The organism is Duganella sp. Dugasp56 (assembly GCF_047304105.1).
In the GTDB taxonomy this organism is placed as follows: domain Bacteria; phylum Pseudomonadota; class Gammaproteobacteria; order Burkholderiales; family Burkholderiaceae_D; genus Rugamonas; species Rugamonas hordei.
Genome location: NZ_JBGLYQ010000059.1, coordinates 1 through 24,603, shown reverse-complemented (window position 1 = coordinate 24,603; position 24,603 = coordinate 1). Strand labels below are relative to the sequence as shown.

Here is a 24,603-nt window from a genome sequence, read left to right as displayed (position 1 = left end):
CTAGTCGATGCGCCGATGATAGCGCAGATGGGGGCTGTTCCGTATGCGTGGTAAAAGCAACTTTGTTACACTTCGCGAGGATATTTGTGGCAATATGGATCACAATTGACGTGAAACAATCTTCACTCATCCACCGCAGATAGCCGGGGTCAGCCATCGTGCAACAGCTGTTGATTTGGACACTGGATGAACGGCGCTACGCCCTGCCGCTGGCAGCGGTGGAGCGGGTCGAGCGCGCGGTGGCGGTGACGCCGTTTCCGGCGGCGCCGGGGGTTGTTTGCGGCATCGTCAACGTGCAGGGGCAAGTGGTGGCGGTGATCGACATGCGTCAGCGGCTGGGTTTGCCGGCGCGCGAGATCGCGCTGACCGACCAGATCGTGCTGGCGCATACGGCGCGCCGGCGCATCGCTTTTGTTGCCGACGCGGTCGGCGGTGTCGTCGATTGTGCCGACGACGCCATCGTCGGCGCCGGCCTGATTGTTCCCGTCCCCGCCGCCGATTTCGCGAGCGGCGTGGTAAAGCTGGACGATGGCATGATACTGATCCATGACCTGGACCGGTTCCTGTCGCTGGACGAAGAATTGGCTCTCGAGAAGGCGCTCTCCGATGCTTATTGACCGTCATGCCGAAACCGCCGCCGCAGCAGCAGCGGCAGCCGATGCGCTGCTGGCGCGCTTCAGCGGCTATGTCGCCGAGCACCTGGGGCTGCATTTCCCGCGCGGGCTGTGGCCCGAACTGCTGCGCGCGGCCGAGGCGCTGGCGCGCGACAGCGGCATCGCCGGCACCTCGCGCGCCGCCGTCTGCATGGAGCGCCTGATGGCCGCCGCGCCGACGCGCGCCGGCGTCGAGCAACTGGCGCGCCACCTGACCATCGGCGAAACCTACTTCTTCCGCGAACCTGAGCTGTTCGACACGCTGGAGCGCGATGTGCTGCCGCCGCTGATCGCGGCCCGCCGCGCCGCCGGCAAGACGCTGCGCGTCTGGAGCGCGGGCTGCTGCACCGGCGAGGAACTGTATTCGCTGGCCATCCTGCTGCACCGCCTGATCCCCGACCTGGCCGACTGGCGCGTCACCTTGCTCGGCACCGACATCAATCCGCAGTTCCTGCGCAAGGCCGAGCAGGGCGTCTACCGCGACTGGTCGTTCCGCAACGTGCCCGATTGGATACGCCGGTGTTATTTCGACGCGGGCACCATCGCGCCGGTGCTGCGCCAGGGCGTGCGCTTCGATTACCTGAACCTGGCGACCGACGCGTTCCCCGGGCCGGACAGCGGTACGCCGCCGATGGACCTGATCCTGTGCCGCAACGTGCTGATGTATTTCGCGCCGGCCTGTGCCGCGCGCACCGTGCTGCGGCTGCGCGACGCGCTGGCCGGCGACGGCTGGCTGGCGGTCGGCGTCGCCGAGACCGGGCACAGCCTGCTGAAGCCGCTGCAACCGGTGCGCTTTGGCGCCGCCCAGTTGTACCGGCGATCCAAGCCGGCAGCGGCGCCGCCACCGCTGTCCGCTGCCCCGGCGCCGGCCGCCGTCACCGTCTCAACGCCCCCGCGCGCCCGCATGCCGGACCTGGCCGAACGCGCGCGGCAGTGCGCCGATCGTGGCCTGCTGGCCGCCGCCGGCGACTGCTGCGCCGCCGCGATCGCCCGCGACAAATGCGATCCCGGGCTGCGCTACCTGCAGGCGCTGATCCTGGAGGAGCAGGGGGATGTGGCCGCCGCCATGGGCGCGCTGCGGGACGCGCTGTACCTGGACCAGACCTTCGTGCTGGCGCATTTCACGCTGGGCACGCTGTGCCGGCGCAACGGCGACGAGCGCGAGGCGGCCCGCCATTTCGCCAACGCGCTGGAGCTGCTGCACGGCCGCGCGCCGGACGAGCCGCTGGCGCACGCCGGCGGCCTGCGTGCCGGCGAGCTGGCCGACCTGATGCGCGCCGGCGCGGGGACGCACTGACGATGCCGGGCCGGCGCCAGGCACCGGACTGGGACGCGCTGCGGGCGCGGCTGGCGGCGGCCGCCACCGTCGCGACGGAGCAGGACGCGGCGCCGGGGCCGGAGCGGCAGCGCGCGCTGTTGCTGGAGCGGGCCAGGCGGCTGGCGCAGGAACCGCCGGCCGAGGTGGCGCCGGCGGCGATGGCCGAGGTGCTGGAGTTCATGCTGGCCCATGAACGCTACGCGGTGGAGATGGCGCATGTGCACGAGGTCCATGTGCTGCGCGAATTGACGCCGCTGCCCGGCACGCCGGCGTTCGTGCTGGGGATCGTCAATGTGCGGGGACGGATCCTGTCGCTGGTCGACCTGCGGCGCTTCCTCGGCCTGCCGGAACAGGGATTGACGGATATGAACAAGATCATCGTGCTGCGCGACGGCGCCATGCGCTTCGGCGTGCTGGCGGACCAGATCCTGGGCGTGAACAAGCTGGTGCTGGCCGAGCTGCAGCGGCCGCCGACGGCGGCGGGCGGCATCCGCGCCGAGTTCCTGAAGGGGATCACCGCGCAGCGCCTGATCCTGCTTGACGCCGGCCGCCTGCTGGCCGATCCGGCGATGGTGGTGCAGCAGCATGCGGCCTGACAAAAAGCGTGACCAAGGGAGGGGACGATGGCGCGACTGACAAGACCGGAAAAGCATGGCGCAAGGCGCCTGGGCTGGCGCGCGGGCTGGTTGGGCCTGGTGTGCTGCGCGGCCGCCGCGGACGGCGGCGAGCAGCTGCCGCAACTGTCGCGCATGAGTATCGAGGAGCTGGCGGAGATTCCGATCACCTCGGTGTCCAAGCGGGCCGAGCCGCTGGGCGACGCCGCCGCCGCCGTCTACATCATCACCGCCGAGGACGTGCGGCGCTCCGGCGCCACCAGCGTGCCCGAGGCGCTGAGGCTGGCGCCCAACCTCGAGGTGGCGCGCACCAACGGCAACAACTATGTGGTCACCGCGCGCGGCGGCAGCACCGGCAACGGCAACAAGCTGCTGGTGCTGATCGACGGCCGGGTGGTCTACAACCCGCTGAACGCCGGCGTGTTCTGGGAAGTCCAGGACGTGATGATGGAGGACATCGAGCGCATCGAGGTGATCAGCGGTCCGGGCGGCACGCTGTGGGGCTCGAACGCGGTCAATGGCGTGATCAACATCCTGACCCGCTCCAGCGCCGACACCCAGGGCACGCTGCTGGCGCTGGGCGGCGGCAACCAGGAGCGCGACGTGGCGCTGCGCCAGGGCTGGCGCCTTGGCGGGGACGGCAGCATGCGGTTGTACGCCAAGGGTTTCCGCCGCGACGGCAACCGCACCACGGCCGGCGCCGACGCCAGGGACGGCTGGTCCGGGCGCCAGGCCGGCTTCCGCGCCGACTGGGGCGCGGCGGACGACGGCGTGACGCTGCAGGGCGACCTGTACGACCGGGAGCTGGACCAGATCGCCAGCGGCGAGCGCAGGCGCTCCGGCGGCAACCTGCTGGCGCGCTGGAGCCACACGCTGGCCGACGGCGGCGCGCTGCAGGTGCAAGCCTATTACGATCACGTGTACAACCTGATGCCGGGCGCCGTGCTGTTCGGCGAGTCCAACAACACCTACGACATCGAGGCCCAGCACCGGCTGCCGGTGGCGGCGCGCCACGAGCTGGTGTGGGGCGCCGGCCTGCGGGTCTGGCGCAGCGCGGCGACCAACGGCGCGATACTGGTGTTCCTGCCGGAAAAGGTCGAGACGCGCCTGTCCAATCTGTTCGTGCAGGACGCCATCACCCTCGACGAGGACTGGAAGCTGACCCTGGGCGCCAAGGTCGAGCACAACGCCTACACCGGCACCGAATACCAGCCCAACGTACGGCTGGCATGGAAGCCGACGCCGCGCTCGCTGCTGTGGGCGGCGGTGTCGCGCGCGCTGCGCACGCCGTCGCGCGTGGACCGCGACTTTTATGTGTTCGGCATTCCCGGCGCAGCCTACCGCGGCGGCAGCGATTTCCGCTCCGAGCGGCTGACCGCGCTGGAGCTGGGCTACCGCGCCCAGCCGACCGCCAGCCTGTCGTATTCGGTCAACGCCTTCTACAACAAGTACGACGACCTGCGCAGCATCGAGAACGGCAAGGCGGCGGGTACCCTGACGATCGGCAACCAGGCCGAGGGCAACGTGGCCGGCGTGGAAATCTGGGGCAACTACCAGGTCAACCAGGGCTGGCGGCTGAGCGCCAGCCAGACCCTGCAGCGCGAGCGGATCAGCCTGCAGCCCGGCGCCACTCGGCCGGCGCCCACCGGCGGCGCGGGCACGCTGTTCGGCAACGATCCGCCGCACCGCTATGTGCTGCGCTCCAGTCTGGACTTGCCGCGGCAGCTGGAGCTGGACCTGTCGCTGACGCGGGTCGCCTCGTTGCCGTTCCCGTACGTGCCGGCCTATACCTCGCTGGACGGGCGCCTGGGCTGGCGCCCCAGCCCGCGGCTGGAGCTGGCGCTGAACGCGCGCAACCTGCTCGACCGCGGCCATGCCGAGTTCGGCAACGTCACCGGCGGCACGCCGCGCGCCGTGTTCGACCGCGCACTCATGCTGCAGCTGATATGGAAATTCTGACCCGCCCCCTGCGCGCGCTGGCGCGCGCTGTGCTGCTTCTGCTGCTGGCGCTGGCCTGGCGGCCGCTGGCCATCGCGGCCGACGCCGACACGCTGGAATTCGCGGTCAAGGGCGCCTACCTGACCAAGTTCGGCCTGTACGTCGAATGGCCGCCGGGCGTGTTCGCGGCGCCGGCCAGCCCGCTGGTGCTGTGCGTGGTGGGCGACGACCCGTTCGGCGCCGCGCTCGACAGCGCGGTCGGCCGCGAACAGGTGGACGGCCATCCGCTGCAGCTGCGGCGCCTGAAGAGCCTGACGCGCGAGGCCGGCTGCCACGTGGCGTATGTCGGCGCGGCCGAGGCGCCGCGCGGCGCCGAGGCGCTGCGCGGCGTGCTGACGGTGGGCGAGGCGCGCAGCGGCGGCGTGATCAGCTTTGTCATCAAGGATAACCGGGTGCGCTTCACCGTCGACGACGAGGCGGCCGCGCGCAACGGCCTGCAGATCAGCTCCAAGCTGCTCAACATGGCGCTCAGCGTCAAACCCCGTCCGGGCAAGGAGGGTCACTAGATGCACTGGTTTACCGATACGCCGATCCGGCGCAAGCTGATGCTGATCACCGTGCTGGCCAGCGCCATCGCGCTGCTGATGGCGGGGGTGGTGATCGTCAGCTACGACATCCTGACCTACCGCGCGCAAAAACTGCAGGAGAGCGCGGTGCAGGCCGAGATCCTGGCCTCCAGCGTGGCGCCGTCGCTGGTGTTCAGCGACCCCAAGTCGGCGCAGGAATACCTCAACGCGCTGCGGGCCAATCCTGAGATCAGCGCCGCCGCGCTGTACACCGCCGACGGCGCCCCGTTCGCCAGCTACGCGCGCACGGACCGGCCGGCGCAGCCGCTGCCGGCGCGCGCCGAGGCGCTGGGCCAGCACTTCGTCGGCGACGACCTGGTGGCGTCGTGGCCTATCCAGGAAAAGAAACGCCAGCTCGGCAGCGTCTACCTGCGCATGGGCACCGAATCGATGGCGTCGCGGCTGACCCGCTACGGCGGCATCATCCTGCTGGTGATGATAGGCTCGCTGCTGATTTCGCTGCCGCTGGCGATGCGGCTGCACGCGGTGATCGTCACGCCGATCCGCGACCTGGCCGAGGCGGCGCGGCTGGTGGCGGCCGGCGAGATCGTGGTGCGGCCGGCCGCGCGGGCGCGCGCCGACGAGATCGGCCAGCTGCAGGACAAGTTCCGCGAGATGGCGCTGTCGCTGCAGGACAAGGTGGCGATCGCGCGGCGCATCGCCGCCGGCGACCTGCATCAGCAGGTGTTGCCGCAGTCCGAGCGCGACGCGTTGGGCCAGGCCTTCGCGGCGATGGTCGACAACCTGCGCGAGAAGGCCGCCGTGGCCGAACGCATCGCCACCGGCGACCTGACCGGCGAGGTGGCGGCGCCGTCCGAGCGCGACGTGCTGGGCAATGCCTTCGCGGCGATGGTGTTCAACCTGCGCGAGATGAACCGCCAGATCGGCGAGGGCGTCGACGTGCTGGCGGCGTCGTCGAGCGCGATCCTGGCCGGCACCACCCAGGTGGCGACCGGCGCCAGCGAGGCGGCCGCCGTGATGAGCGAGACCGCCACCACGCTCGACGAGGTCAAGCAGACCGCGCTGATGGCCAGCCAGAAGGCCAAGAACGTGGCCGAGGCGGCGCAGAAGGCGGCCCAGGTGTCGCAGACCGGCAAGCGCTCGGTGGAGGAATCGATCGACGGCATGCAGCAGATCCGCGCGCAGATGGAGCTGATCGCCGAGAGCATCATGCGGCTGTCCGAGCAGAGCCAGGCGATCGGCGAATTGATCGCCAGCGTCAACGACCTGTCCGAGCAATCGAACCTGCTGGCGGTGAACGCCTCGATCGAAGCGGCCAAGGCGGGCGAGCACGGCAAGGGCTTCGCGGTGGTGGCGCAGGAGGTCAAGAGCCTGGCCGCGCAGTCGAAGCAGGCCACGGCCCAGGTGCGCACCATCCTCGGCGACATCCAGAAGGCCACCGGCAGCGCGGTGCTGGCCACCGAGCAGGGCGCGCGGGCGGTCGAGCTGGGCGTGCGCCAGTCGCGCGACGCCGGCGAGGCGATCCGCCAGCTGACCGAGAGCATCGGCGACAGCGCGGTGGCGGCCAGCCAGATCGCCGTCTCGGCGCACCAGCAGCTGGCCGGCATGGACCAGCTGGCGCTGGCGATGGAGAACATCCGGGTGTCGACCACGCAGAACATGGCCAGCACCCGCCAGGCCGAGTCGGCCGCGCACGACCTGCACGCGCTGGGGCAGAAGCTGCAGGCCATGGTCGGGCGCTACCGGGTCTAGGAGCGGGGACGGCACATGGCGACCGACGACGAACAGTTCCTGCTGCGGCTGATGGCGACCTTCCGCCTCGAGGCGGACGAGCATCTGGGCGCCATGTCGACGCTGCTGCTGGAACTGGAAAAGCCGCAGGCCGGCGCGCCCGTGGCCGGCCTGCTGGAGACGCTGTTCCGCGAAGCGCACAGCCTGAAGGGGGCGGCGCGCGCGGTCAACCTGGTTGACGTCGAGTCGGTGTGCCAGGCGCTGGAAAGCGTGCTGGCCGCGCTCAAGCGCGGCGAGATCACGCTGTCGCCGCCGCTGTTCGACCTGCTGTACCGCACCGTCGACGCGGTGCGCGCGCTGCTGAACGGCGAAGGCCGCGCCGGCGGCGAGGATGCGGCCGACCTGCTGCATGCCCTGGACCAGGCGCAGCGGGGACTCTACGCGGCCGGTTTGGCGGCCGATTCCGCGCCCGCCGCGCCATCCGCCGCGCCCGTCGGCGCCGCGCTTGCCGCGCCGCCCGCCGCGCCCGCCGAGCCGGCCGAACAGACCGTGCGCATATCCACCGCCAAGCTCACCGCGCTGCTGCTGCAGGCGGAAGAGCTGCTGGCCTTCAAGCACAGCGCCGAACACCAGGCCGACGACCTGCACGGGCTGCACACCGAACTGGGCGCCTGGCGCAAGAGCTGGGAACGCACGGTCGCCGGCGCGCGCGCCGCCGTGCGCGCCGGCGAACGCCGCCAGGGATCCGGCGGCCTGCAGGCGCCGGCCATCGAGCGCCTGCTGGAAGCGGTCGAACGCGACGCGCTGCTGGCCAAGACGCTCAGCGACCGCTGCGCGCAGATCGAGCGCAACGCGTGGCAGGAGCGGCGCGCGCTGGCCGGCATGGTCGACAACCTGCTGGCCGACATGAAGCAGACGCTGATGCTGCCGTTTTCCACGCTGCTGGAAATGGCGCCGCGCCTGGTGCGCGACCTGGCCCACGACAGCGGCAAGCAGGTCGGGCTGAGCATGGACGGCGGCGCCGTCGAGATCGACCGCCGCATCCTCGAGCAGATGCGCGATCCGCTGCTGCACCTGATCCGCAACGCCATCGACCACGGCATCGAGCCGCCGGCCGAGCGGCTGCGCCGCAACAAACCGGAACGCGCGCGGCTGGCGATTGCCGTGGTGCCGCGCGACGGCGACAAGGTCGAGCTGCTGGTCAGCGACGACGGCCGCGGCATCGACGCCCATCAGGTGCGCGAGCGCGCCGTCCGCGAAGGCGTGCTGACGGCCGAAGCCGGCGCGGCGCTAAGCGAGGCGCAGATGCTGGCGCTGGTGTTCGAGTCCGGCGTGTCCACCAGCGCCATGCTGACCGACCTGTCGGGGCGCGGCCTGGGCCTGGCGATCGTGCGCGAGAAGGCGGAAAAACTGGGCGGCAGCGTGACGGCCGAACATGCGCCCGGCGGCGGCGCGCGCTTCCGCATCGTGCTGCCGGCCACGCTGGCGACCTTCCGCGGCCTGCTGGTGGCGGCGGCCGGGCGCCAGTTCGTGCTGCCTTCGCGTAACGTCGAGCGGGTCTTCCGCGTGCTGCCCGAGTCGGTGCGCAGCGCCGCCGGCCAGGCCACCATCGTGCTGGAGAACGAGGTGCTGGCGCTGGCGCCGCTGGCGCGCGCGCTGGGCCTGGCGTCGCCGTCGGCGCCGGCGATGCCGCCCTCCGGCTACCTGACGGTGGCGCTGCTGGCCAGCGGCAGCCGCCGCATCGCGCTGGCGGTGGACGCCGTGCTGGGCGAGCAGGAAGTGCTGGTCAAGGGACTCGGGCCGCAGTTGCGGCGGGTGGCCAACATCGCCGGCGCCACGGTGCTCGGGGCCGGCCAGCTGGTGCCCATCCTGCACGTGGCCGACCTGATGAAGTCGGCGCTGGCGGCCGGCGCCGCGCCGATGCCGGAGGCGCCGGCGGCCGCGCCGCGCCGTTCGCTGCTGGTGGTCGAGGATTCGATCACCTCGCGCGCGCTGCTCAAGAACATGCTGGAGGTGGGCGGCTACCAGGTGGCGGTGGCGGTCGACGGCGTCGACGCCCTGGGCGCGCTGCGTCGCGGCGCCTTCGACCTGGTGGTGTCGGACGTCGAGATGCCGCGCATGGACGGCTTCGACCTGACCGCCAAGATACGCGCCGACCGCCAGCTGGCCGCGCTGCCGGTGGTGCTGGTGACGACCTTGGAATCGCGCGAGCACCGCGAGCGCGGCATGGAAGCCGGCGCCAGCGCCTACATCGCCAAGCAAAGCCTGGAGCAGAGCACCCTGCTCGACACCGTGCGCAGGTTGCTGCGATGAGCGCCGCCTCCATGATACGGGTGCTGGTGGTCGACGATTCGCCGGTGGCGCGCGAGCTGCTGGTGTATCTGCTCAACTCCGATCCGCAGCTGCAGGTGATCGGCGTGGTGGCCGACGGCGAGCAGGCGATCGAGGCGGCGCAGCGGCTGCGGCCCGACGTCATCACGATGGATATCCACCTGCCGAGAATGGACGGCTACGCCGCCACCCGGGCCATCATGGAGAGCGTGCCGACCCGCATCGTCATGGTCAGCGCCAGCCCGGCCATCCAGGCGGTGGCGGCCAGCTTCCACGCGCTGGAGGCCGGCGCGCTGGCGGTGCTGGCCAAGCCGCCCGGCCCCGGCCATCCGGAGCACGCGGCCTGCACCGACGAACTGCTGCGCACCATCAAGGTGATGGCCGAGGTGGGCGTGGTCAAACGCTGGAAAAAGACCGGGGCCGCCGCTTCGGCCTACCCGCTGCATCCGCCGCCTGTGCCGCAGCCGCCGCGGCGCGACCTGCGGCTGCTGGCGATCGGCGCGTCGACCGGCGGCCCGCTGGTGCTGCAAACCATCCTGGCGCGGCTGCAGCAGCCGTTCGGCGCGCCGGTGCTGATCGTCCAGCATATTTCGGCCGGTTTCGTGGCCGGGCTGGTCGAATGGCTGGGCCGCAGCTGCGACTTCGACGTGCGCATCGCCGTCCACGGCGAGCTGGCGCAGGCCGGGCGGGTCTACCTGGCGCCGGACGGCGCCCACATGACGGCGCAGGCCGACGGCCGCATCGCGCTGACCGGCGTGCCGCCCGAGCATGGCGTGCGGCCGGCCGTGTCCTGCCTGTTCCGCTCGGTGGCGGCGCAGTACGGATCGCACGCGGCCGGCGTGCTGCTGACCGGCATGGGACGCGACGGCGCCCAGGAACTCAAGGACATGCGCGACGCCGGCGCGCTGACCATCGCCCAGGACCGGGACAGCTCCATCGTCTACGGCATGCCGGGCGAGGCCGTCAAGCTGGGGGCGGCCCAGCACGTGCTGGCGCCGGAAGCCATCGCCACCTTATTGAACATGTTGAAAGCGGGAGCGCCATCATCGCCATGACCACCATGCCAGCGCCATCGGACGCCGAGATCCTGATCGTCGAAGACAGCCGAACCCAGGCCGAACACCTGCGCCATCTGCTCGAGCAGCACGGCTACCGCGTGCGCCTGGCCGGCAACGGCCGACGGGCGCTGGAGGCGATCGGCGACAGCCAGCCGGCGCTGGTGCTGTCGGACATCGTGATGCCGGAAATGGACGGCTACCAGCTGTGCCGCGAGGTCAAGGCGCGGCCGGAATGGCGCGCGATCCCGGTGGTGCTGATCACTTCGCTGTTCGATCCGGAGGACATCGTGCGCGGCCTGGAGTGCGGCGCCGACAACTTCATCCGCAAGCCGTATGCGACGGCCTACCTGATGAGCCGCATCGAGCAGGTGCTGGCCAACCGGCGCCTGCGCCAGCAGGCCGACGCCGGCGACGCCGGCAAGGGTATCGTGCTGTACCTGAACGGGCGCGAGCACCTGATCAATTCGGAGCGCCAGCAAATCCTCGACCTGCTGGTGGCGACCTACGAGCAGGCGGTGCTGGTCAACAGCGAGCTGCAGGCGCGTGAGCAGCAGGTCAGCGACTTGAACAAGCAGCTGCGCCGCCATGCCGCCGACCTGGAAAACTCCAACCGCGAGATCGCCCGCCAGAACGCCAAGCTGGAGGCGTCGAACCGCGAGATCGCCCGCCAGAACGACGAGCTGGGCGAGGCCAACCGCATGAAGTCGGCCTTCCTGGCCAATATGTCGCACGAGCTGCGCACGCCGCTGAACGCGATCAACGGTTTTTCCGAGGTGCTGCGCAGCGGCATGGCGGGCAAGCTGACGCCGCAGCAGGAAGAGTTCGCCGGCAACATCCTGGCCAGCGGCAAGCATTTGCTGGCGGTGATCAACGACGTGCTCGACCTGTCGAAGATCGAGGCCGGCATGATGACACTGAACCTGGAGCCGGTCGGCGTGGCCACGCTGCTGGGCGACAGCCTGATGGTGGTGCGCGAACGCGCGCAGCAGCACGGCATCGCGCTGGTGCTCGAGGCCAGCGACGATACGCCGCTGCCGGCCGACCGCCGCAAGCTGACCCAGGTGATCTTCAACCTGCTGTCGAACGCCGTCAAGTTCACGCCCGACGGCGGCCGCGTGACGCTGAGCGCGACGCGGGTGGGGCCGGAGCGGCCGGCCGCCATGGCGCTGGTCGACGGCGGCGCCGCGCTGCGGCCCGACGCCGTCTACATGGAGATCGTCGTCGGCGACAGCGGCATCGGCATCGCGGCCGACGATCTGCCGCGGCTGTTCCGCCAGTTCGTCCAGCTCGACAGCCGGCTGTCGCGCAAGTACGAGGGTACGGGGCTGGGGCTGGTGCTGGTGCGGCAGCTGGTCGAGCTGCACGGCGGCGCGCTGGCGGTGCGCAGCACGCCGGGCGCGGGCTCGGAATTCATGTTCTGGCTGCCGTGCGGAACGGCTGGGTGAACGAGATGGCCAAAATCCTCATCGTCGAAGACAACCCGTCCAATATGCTGCTGGCGGCCTTCCTGCTGGAGCGCGAGGGCCACGAGGTGCTGCAGGCCACGGACGCCGACGGCGCGCTCAGCCTGGCGCGCAGCGAGCTGCCGGCGCTGATCCTGATGGACGTGCAACTGCCCGGCATGGACGGGCTGGAGGCGACCGCCGTGCTGAAGGCGGACAGCCGGACCAGCGCGATCAAGGTGCTGGCCTTCACCAGCTTCGCCATGGCCGGCGACGCGGAGCGCATCCGCGCCGCCGGCTGCGACGGCTATATCAGCAAGCCGATCGGCGTCGAGCAGTTCGCCGCCGAGGTCGCGCGCGCGCTGGCCTGAGGCGGCCGGATCAGATCGCCCAGCCGCCGGCGTAGAACAAGGCCAGCGCGGCGGCGATCGATATCGTGCCGACGTTGAGCTTGCGCCATTCGCCGGCCACCAGGCGGCCGACCACCAGCGTGCAGAAGCCGAGCATGATGCCGGTGACGATATTGCAGGTGAGCAGGATGAACACGGCGCAGACCAGGCCGGACAGGGCATCGATCTTGTCGTCCATCTTCATGTGGGCGACGCTGCCCAGCATCAGCAGGCCGACATACATCAGCGCCGGCGCGGTCGCATACGACGGCACCAGGCCGGCCAGCGGCGAGAAGAAGATCAGGCCGAGGAACAGCACGCCGACCACCACCGCGGTCAGGCCGGTGCGGGCGCCGGCGGCGGTGCCGACGGTCGATTCGATGTAGGCGGCGGCGGGCGCGCCGCCCACCAGCGCGGAGAAGATGGAGCTGAGCGAGTCGGCCGTCAGCGCCCTGCCGCCGTTGTGGATATAGCCCCTGGCGTCGACCTGGCCGGCCTGGCCGGCGACCGCGCGGATGGTGCCGGTGGCGTCGAACACGGCGGTCATCACCAAGGCCAGCACGCTCGGCAGCAAGGTCATGCTCAGCGCGCCGCGGATGTCCATCGCGCCGATCAGCGAGGCGTGGCCGGGGGCGCTCAGCTTGGGCATGGCGAAGAAGCCGGTGAAGTGCACGGCCGGGTCGAAGGCCAGGCCGAGGGCGGAGATGGCGATGACCACCAGCAGGATGCCGCCGGGCACCTTGCGCTGCTCGAGGCCGAAGATGGCGGCCAGGCCCAGCATGCTCATGACGACGGGGAAGGCGGTCACATGGCCCAGCGCCACCGGCAGGCCGGCGCCGGCGTTCTTGACCACCAGGCCGACGTCGCTGGAGGCGATCATCAGCAGGAACAGGCCGATGCCCACGCCGGTGCCATGCGCCACGCCCGACGGCAGGTTCTGCAGGATCCACGAGCGCACGCCGGTGACCGAGATCGCCGTGAACACCAGGCCCATCAGGAACACCGCGCCCAGCGCCACGGCCGGCGACAGGCCCTTGCCCAGCACCAGGCCGAAGGCGGTGAAGGCGGTCAGCGAGATGGCGCAGCCGACGGCGATCGGCAGCCGGGCCCACAGGCCCATCAGCAGCGAGCCGACGGCGGCGGTCAGGCAGACGGCGACGAACACGGCGCTGACGTCGAAGCCGGCCTGGCCCAGCATGCCGGGCACGACGAACACGGAATACACCATGGCGAGGAAGGTGGTGATGCCGGCCACGATCTCGCGCCGCTGCGTGCTGCCGCGTTCGGAGATCTGGAAATATTGGTCGATTTTGCCCGGAGGGACGACGATGGCTGGCTCCGCCGGCACGGGGCGGAGTTGTGGCTGGGGCTGGGACATGATGGTGCTGCTCCTGTTGTTGTCCGCCTGGCCGGCCGTGGCGGCCGTACCGGGCAGTGTCTCGTTATGGGTATTGCCAGGAGAGCTTAGGGGAAAGCTTGTCTGCGATGCACGGGAGTTAATCGATACCTACCATAACTGAAAACGTATTGCGTTTATCCAGGGCGGGGAATCCCCTATGAGGCGGGCGGCAAAGCGGAGGGCCGCCACATCGCGCGGCGTGGCGCGCTGTGGCGGCATACGGACAGGTTTATTCCAGGTTCTGCACCTGCTCGCGCATCTGCTCGATCAGCAGCTTCAGCTCCATCGAGGCGTCGGCCAGTTCCTTGACCGAGGCCTTGGCGCCCAGCGTGTTGGCTTCGCGGTTGAGTTCCTGCATCATGAAGTCCAGCCGTTTGCCGACCTGGCCGCCTTTTTTCAGGATGTGGCGGGTCTCGGTCAGGTGCGCCGACAGCCGGCCCAGTTCCTCGGCCACGTCGATGCGGATGCCGTACAGGATCACTTCCTGGCGGATGCGCTCGAGCGCGTCCTGGCGCGACAGCGCCGAATTGGAGCCCTGGCAGGCCAGGCCCAGCGCGTCCTGCATGCGTTCGACGGCTTTCTGCTGGAACGCCGCCACCACCTGCGGGATCAGCGGCGTGATGCGCTTGACGATCACTTCCATCGCCTCGATGCGCGAGGTCAGCATCGCTTCCAGCGCCGCGCCTTCGCGCTGGCGGCTGAGGACGAAGGCCTCGACCGTCCTGGCGGTCAGCGCGGCCACGTCGGCCTGCAGCGATTCCTGGCCGATCTGGGCTTCCTCGATGACGCCGGGCCAGCGCAGCAGCTCGGCCACCGACATCGTCTGCACGCCGGGGAAGTGGGTGCCGACTTCGGCTTGCAATCGTTGTAATTCCGTCAATAACGGCAGGTTCAGCGCCTGGGTGCCGGCGGTGGCCGCCTTGCGGCCAAAGCTGAGGCGCAGCTCGACCTTGCCGCGGGTGATCGCCGCCATGACCGCGGAGCGCAAATCGGGTTCAAGCGCTCGCAAATCGTCGTTTATTCGAAACTGAAGGTCTAAAAACCGAGAGTTGACGCTCTTGATTTCGATAGTCAGTGTTCCCGCCGCACTTTCACTGGTGGCGACCGCGTAGCCCGTCATACTGGAAATGCTCAATGGATATCCCCGATTTAATCTTTACAAAACAGTGATTTATCCACACAATCCGGTTGTTGAGGCGAGGAATCTATGGCTGCACAAAACAACGCCCCGTTACCAGATGGTCTGGAAATTGCTGGATATCGCATTGTAAAGAAAATTGCGTCCGGTGGGTTCAGTATTGTTTACCTGGCGTATGACGCCGACGGGGTGGCGGTGGCGATCAAGGAGTATTTACCCAGTTCTTTGGCCCTGCGCCAGGAGGGGGAACTGGTGCCGACCGTGTCCAAGGCCAACCTGCCCGTGTTCCGCATCGGCCTCAAGTGCTTTTTCGAGGAGGGCCGGGCGCTGGCCCGCATCGCCCACCCGAACGTGGTCAGCGTGCTCAACTTCTTCCGCGCCCACGAGACGGTGTACATGGTGATGGCCTACGAGTCGGGCCATTCGCTGCAGGAGCACATCCAGCGCCAGCGCGCCAAGGGCAGCAAGGTGGGCGAGGCCTTCATCCGCACCATCTTCCTGCAGGCGATCAAGGGCCTGCGCGAGGTGCACGCCAACAAGCTGCTGCACCTGGACCTGAAGCCGGCCAACATCTACCTGGGCACCGACGGCACGCCGATGCTGCTGGACTTCGGCGCGGCGCGCCAGACCGTCAACAACGACATGCCGACGTTGACGCCGATGTACACTCCCGGCTTCGCGCCGCCCGAGCTGTACGCCAAGACCGGCGGCCTGGGGCCGTGGTCGGACGTGTACAGCCTCGGCGCCTCGATGTTCGCCTGCATGGTCGGCTCGCCGCCGCAGCCGGCCGACCAGCGCAAGACCGAGGACAAGATGGCCGGCCACTTCCAGAAGCTGGAGGGACAGTACACGCCGGAGCTGGTCAAGCTGGTACGCTGGTGCCTGGAGATCGATCCGCTGGAACGTCCGCAAAGCCTGTTCGCGCTGCAGAAGGTGCTGCAGGCGCCGGTGGCCGTGGCGGCCGCGCCGGCGCCGGCGGCGCCGCAGGGCATGATGGACAAGCTGGGGGAAGGCCTGCGCGGCCTGGTCGGCCGCCTGGGCGGCGCCGCCAAACCGAAGTCCAAGGCCAAGGCCGGCCCGGACACGCTGCTTTAACGCGGTTTAAAAAACAAGAAGGTTGAACCATGCAATTCTCCGTGTATCAGGAAAGCCACATCGGCGGCCGCAAGGTCAACCAGGACCGCATGGGCTACAGCTTTACCCGCGACGCGCTGCTGCTGGTGCTGGCCGACGGCATGGGCGGCCACCTGCGCGGCGAAATCGCCGCCACCGTCGCGCTGCAGACCATTTCGTCGCTGTTCCAGCAGCAGGCCACGCCGTACGTGAAGAAGCCGCAGCGCTTCCTCGAGGAAGCCTTCCTGGCGGCGCATCAGGAGATCCACCAGTACCGCATCCTGCACAACCTGCCGGAGACGCCGCGCACCACCATCGTCGCCTGCCTGATCCAGCACAACACGGCGACCTGGGCGCACTGCGGCGATTCGCGGCTGTACTGGATGCGCAACGGCGAGATCCTGGCGCGCACGCGCGACCACTCGCACATCGAAAGCCTGATCGCCAAGGGGCTGGCGCTGCCGTCCGAGCGGGCCACCCATCCGGACCGCAATAAGCTCTACAACTGCCTGGGCGCCGACAGCCTGCCCAAGGTGGAAACGGCCAGCGCCGGCGGCATGCTGCCGGGCGACCTGATGCTGTTGTGCTCCGACGGCTTGTGGTCTATGCTGCCGGACGACGACATGGTGCGCCGCATGCAGACGCAAACCGTGGTGCGCGCCGTGCCGGACCTGCTGCAGGCGGCGCTGTCCGCGGCCGGCAGCGGCAGCGACAACGTCACCGCGCTGGCGATCATGTGGCAGGGCAGCTCGATCATCGACGGCATGGGCGCCAGCACGATGGCGGCGGCCGAGCTGTCGACCGTGATCTCGACCGAGGCGTTGCCGCAGGACCTGCACAGCACCACCATCCACAGCGCGCCGGTGCCCGGGCAGGCCGGTGCGGAACCGGAAGTCGACGCCTTCGATGAAGATGAAATCGAGAAGGCCATCGCGGAGATCCGCGGTGCGATCGAAAAATCCTCCCAAATACTTAAATAAGGAATACAGCATGAGTTTTGAATCACGTCCCAGCGGCCGCGCCGTCGATGCGCTGCGCACCCTGCGTCTGACCCGCGACTACACCAAGCACGCCGAAGGCTCGGTGCTGATCGAGTGCGGCGACACCAAGGTGATCTGCACCGCCAGCATCGAAGAAAAAGTGCCCGGCTTCCTGAAGGGCAAAGGCCAGGGCTGGATGACGGCCGAATACGGCATGCTGCCGCGCTCGACCCACACCCGCATGGACCGCGAGGCGGCGCGTGGCAAGCAGTCCGGCCGCACCCAGGAGATCCAGCGCCTGATCGGCCGCTCGCTGCGCGCGGCGTTCGACCTGGAGGCGTTCGGCGAGCGCACCCTGCACCTCGACTGCGACGTGATCCAGGCCGATGGCGGCACCCGCACCGCGTCGATCACCGGCGCCATGGTGGCGGCCTACGACGCGTTCTCCAAGCTGGTGGCGCGTGGCGCGGTGCCGGCGATTCCGCTCAAGCATTTCGTCGCGGCGATTTCGGTCGGCGTGTACCAGGGCATGCCGGTGCTGGACCTGGACTATGTCGAGGATTCCGGCTGCGACACCGACATGAACGTGGTGATGAACGACGCCGGCCACTTCATCGAAGTGCAGGGCACGGCAGAAGGCGCCGCCTTCGACCGCGCCGGCATGAACCGCCTGCTCGACCTGGCGCAGGGCGGCATCGCCGACCTGATCAAGCTGCAGAAGCAGGCGCTGGGCCTGGCCGCCTGAGCGGGCAGACCGCAGAAATTCCATCCGATACCGTCACGGTTGTACAATGGCCGGATGAAAAAATGGATGTCGCTCCTGCTGGTGCTCATCGCGTTTTCGATGTGGCCGGCATACGCCAGAGACCTGAACGTCGTCTTCATTCCGAAGGCGCGCGACCAGGACTTCTGGACCTTCATGCGGCAGGGCGTGGACCGGGCGGTGCAGGAAGACGGGCACGTCAACCTGACCTGGCGCGGCCCGGCCCACAACGACGACATCGATTCGCAGATCCAGATCCTGCGCATCTATTCCAAGCCGGAGGTTGACGCCATCATCATCGCCTCGACCGACCGCGCGCGCCTGGTCGAACCGGTCAAACAGGCGGCGGCCCGGGGGATCAAGATCGTGGTGGTGGACTCCGCGCTGGATGGCAACGCCCACGTCAACTTCGTCACCACCGACAATTACGCAGCCGGCGCGCTGGCGGCGGAACGCATGTCCAACTTGTTGGGCCGGCAGGGCACGGTGGCGCTCTTGCGCACCATCGCCGGCAGCGGCTCGACCGAGGACCGCGCCAATGGCTTCATCGACTATCTGAAAAAGAACGCGCCGCACCTGGCCGTCGTCGCCGACGTGTATGGCGGCGGCACGCGCGGCAAGGCCGCCCGCAGCGCGGCCACGCTGCTGGAGATGTATCCCGAGGTCGACGGCATCTTCGCCGTCAACGAATCCGCCAGCGACGGCATGCTGCGCGCGCTGCGGCAAGCCGGCCTCGCCGGTAAAAAGAAATTTATCGGTTTCGACACCACCGAGTTCCTGCTGGACGGCTTGAAGCGGCAGGAAATCCACGGCCTGGTGGTGCAGGATCCGCGCCAGATGGGCTATCAGGCGATGAGGGCCGCGGTGGCCGCCGCGAAGGGCGCGGCCATCAAGCCAGCGCTGATCCTGACGGACGCGGTCATGGTCACACAGGAGAACTACCAGAAACCCGAGATCCGTTCGCTGCTGACTCCGTAGGGGGCGCGCCAAAGGGTTTACAATGTCGGCTTCATTGCCTTACTTGCCCTCTCCAGCCGACACCATGACCCAACGCCTGATCCTCGCCTCGAACAACGCCGGCAAACTCAAAGAGTTCAACGAACTGCTGTCCACCGTGGGCTTTTCCGTCCACGCGCAGGGCGAGTACGACGTGCCGGAAGCGGACGAGCCGTTCCATACTTTTGTCGAAAATGCACTGCAAAAAGCCCGCCACGCCTCGCGCCTGACCGGGCTGCCGGCGCTGGCGGACGATTCCGGCGTGTGCGTCAACGCCCTGGGCGGCGCCCCCGGCGTGTATTCGGCGCGCTTTGCCGGCGAACCGAAATCGGATGCCCGCAACAACGAGAAGATGATCGCCGACCTGGCCGCCCACGCCGACAAATCGGCGTACTACTACTGCGTGCTGGTGTTCGTGCGCCACGCCGACGACCCGCAGCCGGTGATCGCCGACGGCCGCTGGAACGGCGAAATGGTCGCCACCCCGCGTGGCAACGGCGGTTTCGGCTACGATCCGCACTTCTACATCCCGGCGCTGGGCAAATGCGCCGCCGAGCTGACGGCCGATGAAAAGAACGCGCTGTCGCATCGCGGCCAGGCCCTGCGCGCACTGGTAGAGAAGCTGAAATGATACCGATCAAAATCGCCGGCGCCGCCAGCAAGGCCGCCGCTCCCGCCAGGGACATCAGCGAGGCGGCCGGCGTGGCCGCCAAGTACCTGCAGGCCGGCGCGCTGAACCTGCAGGCGCTGCCGCCGCTGTCGCTGTACATCCACTTCCCGTGGTGCGTGAAGAAGTGCCCCTACTGCGACTTCAATTCGCACGAGGCGAAGGAAGGCGGGGCCTTCCCCGAACAGGAATACCTGGACGCGCTGCGCACCGACCTGGAGATGGCGCTGCCGCTGATCTGGGGCCGCAAGATCTACACCATCTTCATCGGCGGCGGCACGCCCAGCCTGATGTCGGCGGCGGGGCTGGACCGTTTGCTGTCCGACGTGCGCACCCTGCTGCCGCTCGACAGCGACTGCGAGATCACGATGGAGGCCAATCCCGGCACCTTCGAGGCGGAGAAGTTCAAGTCCTACCGCGCCAGCGGCATCAACCGCCTGTCGATCGGCATCCAGAGCTTCAACGGGCGCCACCTGAAGGCGCTGGGCCGCATCCACGACGACAACGAAGCCAAACGCGCGGTGGACATCGCGCTGGCCAACTTCGACAACTTCAACCTCGACCTGATGTACGCGCTGCCGTCGCAAACGCTGGACGAGGCGCGCCACGACGTCGAGACGGCGATGGCGTTCAATCCGCCGCACCTGTCGCTGTACCATCTGACGATGGAGCCGAACACGCTGTTCGCCAAGTACCCGCCGGCGCTGCCGGACGACGACGCCAGCGCCGACATGCAGGACCTGATCGCCGAGCTGACCGCCGCCCACGGCTACCAGCAGTACGAAGTGTCGGCCTATGCGAAGGAAGGCCGCCGCGCGCGCCACAACCTGAACTACTGGGAATTCGGCGATTATCTCGGCATCGGCGCCGGCGCCCATTCCAAGCTGTCGTTCCCGCACCGCATCCTGCGCCAGGCGCGCTACAAGCAGCCCAAGGCCTATATGGAGCAGGTGCGGCTGGGCGCGCCGGTGCAGGAGGAATACGAGATCAAGCGCGAGGACATGGGCTTCGAGTTCATGCTCAACACGCTGCGCCTGCACGGCGGCTTCGATCCCAACCTGTTCAGCGAGCGCACCGGCATGAGCCTGAACGCGATCGAGAAAACCCTCAACGAGGCCGAGGCCAAGGGCCTGCTCTACCGCGACTACAAGCTGATCAAGCCGACGGTGCTGGGTCAGCGCTTCCTCAACGATTTGCAGCAGATGTTCCTAGGCTGAGGCCACTATGCCCTTATTCGGTTTGATTTCGTCCTGTTTCGAGCCGCAAAACGGCATGACCTCGGCCGACATGGTGGCCAGCCAGCAGGTGGCCAACGAACTGGACGAGGTGATCATCTTCCGCTCGACGGGACCGTGGTCGCGGCGCTGGCTGGAGCAGGGATATCCCAGCAAGAATTTCCACGTCAAGGGCAAGAGTTCGGACTGGGGGCCGCAGGCCGGCTTCGTGCCGTACGACGGCACCTACAGCAAGGTCGGCCACGACCAGGCCAAGGCGCAGAAGGGCACGCGCACCAACCAGAAGGGCATCAACGACGGCTTCACCACGGCCAGGGTGCTGGAGCTGACCTTCGATCAACTGACCCGGCAGCTGCTGAGCCCCGAGGAAATGCCGCCGCGCACGGCTTTGCAGTTCATGGAAGCCATTCCCGGCACCAGGGACTATTCCCTGCTGGCGACGCGTCCGGGCGACGGCCATCTGTTCGAGTTCCGCGCCTGCTGGCGCCGCGCCGGCCCGACAGCTGGCATGGCCGTTTATGCGATCCATGTGTACACCATCGCCACCGACTTCAGCCCGCGCGGCATGGCGTCGCGCCTGCTGCTGCCGCTGGAGGTGATGTGTTCGTCCGAGGCGGGCGCCAACAACATGCCGATGACCGGCGACTACGACCTGATGGCGGTGTGCCCGCGCTGGAGCGACTACGGCGGCCGCAGCACGGCGCAGATTGAAAAACCGGGCCTGGTCATGAACGGCATGGCGCAGCCGCGCGCCGGCCAGATCTTCCGCGCCGGCGTCAACCTGGACCAGGTGCGGGACATGGAGAGCAACACCGGCCGCGTCCGTCCCACCGGATGGCAGCCGCCGCCGCGCTTCGGCCAGGGCGAGCATTCGGACATGGGCAACGTCACGCCCCGCATCACGCGCTGCATCAACCTGCTGAACTCGCGCATGCTGAACGGGAACGGCGCCTTCCGCCGGGTGCACCACAACGCCGAATCGCACCGGCATGTGGCCTTCGGCGCGCTGACCATGGCGGACATGGAAAACGGCAGCGACGGTTTTCCCTTGACGGTATTCCAGCCCGACGCCGCCGGCGCGCGCCATCCGGCGATCGCCCGCTACGGGCCGATCTCGACCTTGCTCGACATGCGCGAGTTCCGGGTTTATGCCGGCCTGCTGCAGGACGCCGGCTACTTCCTGCCCCGCAACGCGGCCTGGGGCATGTCGATTCGCGACGCGATGCGGCCGGTTTAGAATTCTTCCCAGTCCTTGTCGCCGCCAACGGTGGCGGGCTTGCTGGCGGCCAGCCGCTGCGGAGCGGGCGCGCGCGCGGCCACGGCGGGCCGCACCGCAGCCGCCGGGCGTGGCGGCGCCAGCGTAGCCTTGGCGCGCGCGGCCGGCGCGGCCAGCGTCGGCTGGCGGCCCTCGTTGCCCAGCTTGAACGACGACGCCACTTCGGCCAGCCGCGCCGCCTGGTCCTGCATGCTGGCGGCGGCCGCCGCCGCTTCCTCGACCAGCGCCGCGTTCTGCTGCGTCACCTGGTCCATCTGCGTGATGGCGGTGTTGACCTGGTCGATGCCGATGCTTTGCTCGCTGCTGGCCGAGGTGATCTCGCCCATGATGTCGGTGACGCGGCGCACGCTGGCCACCACGTCGTCCATGGTGGCGCCGGCCTGCTGCACCAGCTTGGCGCCGACGTCGATCTGGCCGACCGAGTTGCCGATCAATTCCTTGATTTCCTTGGCCGCGCCGGCCGAGCGCTGCGCCAGGTTGCGCACCTCGGAGGCCACCACGGCGAAGCCGCGTCCCTGTTCGCCGGCCCGTGCCGCCTCGACCGCCGCGTTGAGCGCGAGGATGTTGGTCTGGAACGCGATGCCGTCGATGACGCCGATGATGTCGACGATCTTGCGCGACGAATCGTTGATCGAGCCCATGGTCTCGACCACCTGGCCGACGATGGCGCCACCTTTTTCCGCCACGTCGGACGCCGCCTGCGCCAGCTGGTTGGCCTGTCTGGCGTTTTCCGCGTTCTGGCGCACGGTCGAGGTCAGCTGCTCCATCGACGACGCGGTTTCCTCCAGCGAGCTGGCCTGCTCCTCGGTGCGTTGCGACAGGTCCATATTGCCGGCGGCGATTTCGTTGGAGGCGGTGGCGATGGTGTTGGTGCCGACCTGCACCTGGCTGACCACATGGTGCAGCGAATCGTTCATGCCCTTGAGCGCGGTCATCAGGTCGCCGATCTCGCAGTGGCTTTTCTCGTCGCTGAAATGGGTGGTCAGGTCGCCGGCGGCCACGGTCGAGGCGATGTCGATGGCCGAATGCAGCGGCACGGTGATCGAGCGCGAGATGATCCATGCGGCCAGCGTACCGAAGGCCAGCATCAACACCGTCAGCACCAGCTGCAGCATGTTGCTGCGGTCGTTGGCGGCGTCGATCGCGTGGGCGGTGTCGTCGATGGCCTTGCGCTGGTAGGTCAGCAGTTCCTTGACCTTGTTCTGGTAGGCGTCGGCGGCCGGCGTGAAGGTTTCCTTGAACAGTTTTTCCGCCTCGGCCGCGTTGCCCGCCTTCTTGGCGTTCATGATGTCGGTCTTGGCTTTCTGGTAAGTGTTGCGGAAGGCGACCGAGGCCTCGAAGGTGGCCTTCTCCTCGTCGGTGCTCAGCAGTTCCTTGATCTGGCCCAGCACCTCGCCGCCGCGCTTGCTGCTGGCGGCGATGACGTCGGCAAAGGTGGTCGACAGCGTGTCGTCGGTGCTGCGGGCGATCAGCGCGGTGCGGGCGACGGCCGAATAGATCAGCACATACCAGTCCGACACCAGGCGCTCCTTGGCCAGCGGTTTTTCCATCATGTGCCGGGTGGCGGCGGCGTTGGCGCGGGCGTTGACCAGCGCCACCGAGGTGGCGAAGACGGCGAGCAGCAGGACGATGGCGAAACCCACGGCGAGGCGGGTGCCGATGCGCATATGCGACAGAAAGTTCATGATGTTTACTCCGGGAACGGGCACCGGGCGGCGCCGCTGGCTGGGCTTTAGTATGCGCCCATCCGGCCGGAGTGTTTATGCACTAGCTTATGTTCGCGCATGTTCGTTGCTTTTTCGAAACAGTCAAAAACTGCGCGTTTGCGCCAGGTCGGGCCGCTCGCACCAGCGGGCGAAGGCTTCGGCCAGGCGTTCGCTTTCGGCGATGGCGCGGGTCCAGTCGCGGTTGCGGCCGGCGTGGTCCTGGCCGTAGGCCTTGAAGTCCTGGCGGTCGGGCAGTTTGCCGTTGGCCAGGCGGGCGACGAAGTCGGGCGACGGCGACACCAGGATCATGTTGTCGAGCGCGGGATTGCCGGCGCCGGCCCTGGCGCGGCGCCACGGCATGGACTTGTCCAGCCAGCCGGGCACGATGTAGTCGTTGAAATGCGGGTACAGCACCAGGCCGGGATCGCGCTGGTAGGGCAGGTGCAGGTGGTAGTCGATCAGGCCGCCGTCCCAGTAGGCGCCGTCCGGCGCGCCGGCGATGCCCGACACCGCCTCCAGCACCAGCGGGATCGAGCCCGAGGCCAGCAGCGCGTCGCGCAGGTTGGCCTCGGACAGGCCGACGAAGTGGGCGGTGAAGGCGTCGAATTCGTTGCGCAGCCAGTTTGCGTCGTCGCCGGCGTGGTGGAAGATCACGCGCTGCATGGACGTGGCGAGGCGCCGGCGCGACACGGCGTTGCCGGCGGCGGCGCGCAGGAAGCCGGCCATTTCGCGCCAGCGCGCGCCGTTGGTGCTGCCCAGCGGGCCGATGCCGCGCATGGTCAGCACCGAGACGTGGTGGTGCGGATGATTGAGCGGTTCGGCGGCGCGGCCGTCGAGCAGTTCGTCGAGCAGCGCGCGGCAGGTCTGGCTGACGTAGGCCGGCGTGACCTTGGCCGGATAGCGCTGGCCGGCGTACAGGCGCGCGAGCCGCTGGTGGGCGGCGACCGGGTCGTCGAACGCCGAGGCGGCCATGCGCCAGGCGCCGATCGACGCGCCGACCAGCTTGCGCGGACGCGGCGCGGCCTTGAGCCAGTGGCCGAACATCCAGCAATCGAGGCCATGCAGGATCAGGCCCTTGGGACCGCCGGCGGCGGCCGGCACGATGGCGATATCGGACGCCAGCACGCCCTCGGCGGCGATACGCTGGCGGGCGCGGGCGCCCAGACGAATGGTGATCGGATTAGTCATAGTCAAATCCGGGGTCAGATCCGACATTTGGACACGAGCCCTGCCGTAGCGACCGCTACGGCCTGTGTGTTATACACATCT

21 protein-coding genes are annotated in these 24,603 nt (G+C 68.7%); 17 read left to right on the top strand and 4 right to left on the bottom strand.

What is annotated here, in order from left to right:
- Positions 1 to 170 precede the first annotated feature (170 nt).
- From ACCD07_RS28910 to ACCD07_RS28865, 10 genes are read left to right on the top strand one after another with little or no spacing between them, the layout of a single operon-like run.
- On the top strand, positions 171 to 617 hold the full coding sequence (locus ACCD07_RS28910; RefSeq protein ID WP_413449346.1) for a chemotaxis protein CheW: 447 nt from the start codon (positions 171 to 173) through the stop codon (positions 615 to 617).
- Positions 607 to 1,950, top strand: a complete 1,344-nt coding sequence (locus ACCD07_RS28905; RefSeq protein WP_413449345.1) for a CheR family methyltransferase — start codon at positions 607 to 609, stop codon at positions 1,948 to 1,950. Before ACCD07_RS28910 ends, ACCD07_RS28905 begins: the two co-directional genes overlap by 11 nt.
- A gap of 2 nt (positions 1,951 to 1,952) precedes the next feature.
- Entirely contained in the window at positions 1,953 to 2,567 is a 615-nt protein-coding gene (locus ACCD07_RS28900; RefSeq protein WP_176654220.1) for a chemotaxis protein CheW, read from the top strand.
- 27 nt (positions 2,568 to 2,594) lie between these two features.
- Positions 2,595 to 4,544: a TonB-dependent receptor gene (locus ACCD07_RS28895; protein ID WP_176654221.1), complete on the top strand. Its 1,950-nt coding sequence runs from the start codon at positions 2,595 to 2,597 to the stop codon at positions 4,542 to 4,544.
- A complete protein-coding gene (locus tag ACCD07_RS28890) occupies positions 4,532 to 5,089 on the top strand; it encodes a YfiR family protein (protein ID WP_176654222.1) in 558 nt (185 codons plus the stop codon). Before ACCD07_RS28895 ends, ACCD07_RS28890 begins: the two co-directional genes overlap by 13 nt.
- Positions 5,090 to 6,862 (top strand): methyl-accepting chemotaxis protein, encoded by a 1,773-nt coding sequence (locus tag ACCD07_RS28885; protein ID WP_176654223.1) that lies wholly within the window; start codon positions 5,090 to 5,092, stop codon positions 6,860 to 6,862.
- Between the two features lie 15 nt (positions 6,863 to 6,877).
- The gene (locus ACCD07_RS28880) at positions 6,878 to 9,154 is read left to right on the top strand and encodes a response regulator (RefSeq protein ID WP_413449344.1); all 2,277 of its coding nucleotides are present in this window, start codon (positions 6,878 to 6,880) and stop codon (positions 9,152 to 9,154) included.
- Positions 9,151 to 10,227: a chemotaxis-specific protein-glutamate methyltransferase CheB gene (gene cheB, locus ACCD07_RS28875; protein WP_413449343.1), complete on the top strand. Its 1,077-nt coding sequence runs from the start codon at positions 9,151 to 9,153 to the stop codon at positions 10,225 to 10,227. Before ACCD07_RS28880 ends, cheB begins: the two co-directional genes overlap by 4 nt.
- Positions 10,224 to 11,675: a response regulator gene (locus ACCD07_RS28870; RefSeq protein ID WP_413449342.1), complete on the top strand. Its 1,452-nt coding sequence runs from the start codon at positions 10,224 to 10,226 to the stop codon at positions 11,673 to 11,675. Before cheB ends, ACCD07_RS28870 begins: the two co-directional genes overlap by 4 nt.
- Before the next feature lie 5 nt (positions 11,676 to 11,680).
- Positions 11,681 to 12,043 (top strand): response regulator, encoded by a 363-nt coding sequence (locus tag ACCD07_RS28865; protein ID WP_413449341.1) that lies wholly within the window; start codon positions 11,681 to 11,683, stop codon positions 12,041 to 12,043.
- Positions 12,044 to 12,053: 10 nt separating this feature from the next.
- On the opposite strand, the gene ACCD07_RS28860 is transcribed toward ACCD07_RS28865, so the two are convergent.
- Both ACCD07_RS28860 and ACCD07_RS28855 read right to left on the bottom strand, forming a co-directional pair.
- A complete protein-coding gene (locus ACCD07_RS28860) occupies positions 12,054 to 13,442 on the bottom strand; it encodes an NCS2 family permease (RefSeq protein ID WP_413449352.1) in 1,389 nt (462 codons plus the stop codon).
- A 247-nt stretch (positions 13,443 to 13,689) separates the two neighbouring features.
- Positions 13,690 to 14,580 (bottom strand): YicC/YloC family endoribonuclease, encoded by an 891-nt coding sequence (locus ACCD07_RS28855; RefSeq protein WP_176654487.1) that lies wholly within the window; start codon positions 14,578 to 14,580, stop codon positions 13,690 to 13,692.
- An 87-nt stretch (positions 14,581 to 14,667) separates the two neighbouring features.
- Between ACCD07_RS28855 and ACCD07_RS28850 the strand changes: the two genes are divergently transcribed.
- From ACCD07_RS28850 to ACCD07_RS28820, 7 genes are all read left to right on the top strand, one after another.
- Entirely contained in the window at positions 14,668 to 15,693 is a 1,026-nt protein-coding gene (locus ACCD07_RS28850; protein ID WP_413449340.1) for a serine/threonine protein kinase, read from the top strand.
- 29 nt (positions 15,694 to 15,722) lie between these two features.
- The gene (locus tag ACCD07_RS28845) at positions 15,723 to 16,691 is read left to right on the top strand and encodes a PP2C family protein-serine/threonine phosphatase (protein ID WP_176654230.1); all 969 of its coding nucleotides are present in this window, start codon (positions 15,723 to 15,725) and stop codon (positions 16,689 to 16,691) included.
- 10 nt (positions 16,692 to 16,701) lie between these two features.
- Positions 16,702 to 17,436 carry a ribonuclease PH gene (gene rph, locus ACCD07_RS28840; protein WP_176654231.1) on the top strand — a complete coding sequence of 245 codons (735 nt, stop codon included), beginning with the start codon at positions 16,702 to 16,704 and terminating at the stop codon, positions 17,434 to 17,436.
- Between the two features lie 66 nt (positions 17,437 to 17,502).
- A complete protein-coding gene (locus tag ACCD07_RS28835; RefSeq protein WP_413449339.1) occupies positions 17,503 to 18,432 on the top strand; it encodes a substrate-binding domain-containing protein in 930 nt (309 codons plus the stop codon).
- Positions 18,433 to 18,496: 64 nt separating this feature from the next.
- Complete coding sequence (rdgB, locus tag ACCD07_RS28830) at positions 18,497 to 19,081, top strand: RdgB/HAM1 family non-canonical purine NTP pyrophosphatase (RefSeq protein ID WP_176654233.1); 585 nt, start codon at positions 18,497 to 18,499, stop codon at positions 19,079 to 19,081.
- A complete protein-coding gene (gene hemW, locus ACCD07_RS28825; protein ID WP_176654234.1) occupies positions 19,078 to 20,334 on the top strand; it encodes a radical SAM family heme chaperone HemW in 1,257 nt (418 codons plus the stop codon). Before rdgB ends, hemW begins: the two co-directional genes overlap by 4 nt.
- Positions 20,335 to 20,341: 7 nt before the next feature.
- A complete protein-coding gene (locus ACCD07_RS28820) occupies positions 20,342 to 21,589 on the top strand; it encodes an anthrax toxin-like adenylyl cyclase domain-containing protein (RefSeq protein ID WP_413449338.1) in 1,248 nt (415 codons plus the stop codon).
- Here ACCD07_RS28820 and ACCD07_RS28815 read toward each other — a convergent pair.
- Complete coding sequence (locus ACCD07_RS28815; RefSeq protein WP_413449337.1) at positions 21,586 to 23,313, bottom strand: methyl-accepting chemotaxis protein; 1,728 nt, start codon at positions 23,311 to 23,313, stop codon at positions 21,586 to 21,588. The genes ACCD07_RS28820 and ACCD07_RS28815 overlap by 4 nt on opposite strands.
- A gap of 123 nt (positions 23,314 to 23,436) precedes the next feature.
- On the bottom strand, positions 23,437 to 24,522 hold the full coding sequence (locus ACCD07_RS28810) for a patatin-like phospholipase family protein (RefSeq protein ID WP_413449336.1): 1,086 nt from the start codon (positions 24,520 to 24,522) through the stop codon (positions 23,437 to 23,439).
- Positions 24,523 to 24,603: the final 81 nt, after the last annotated feature.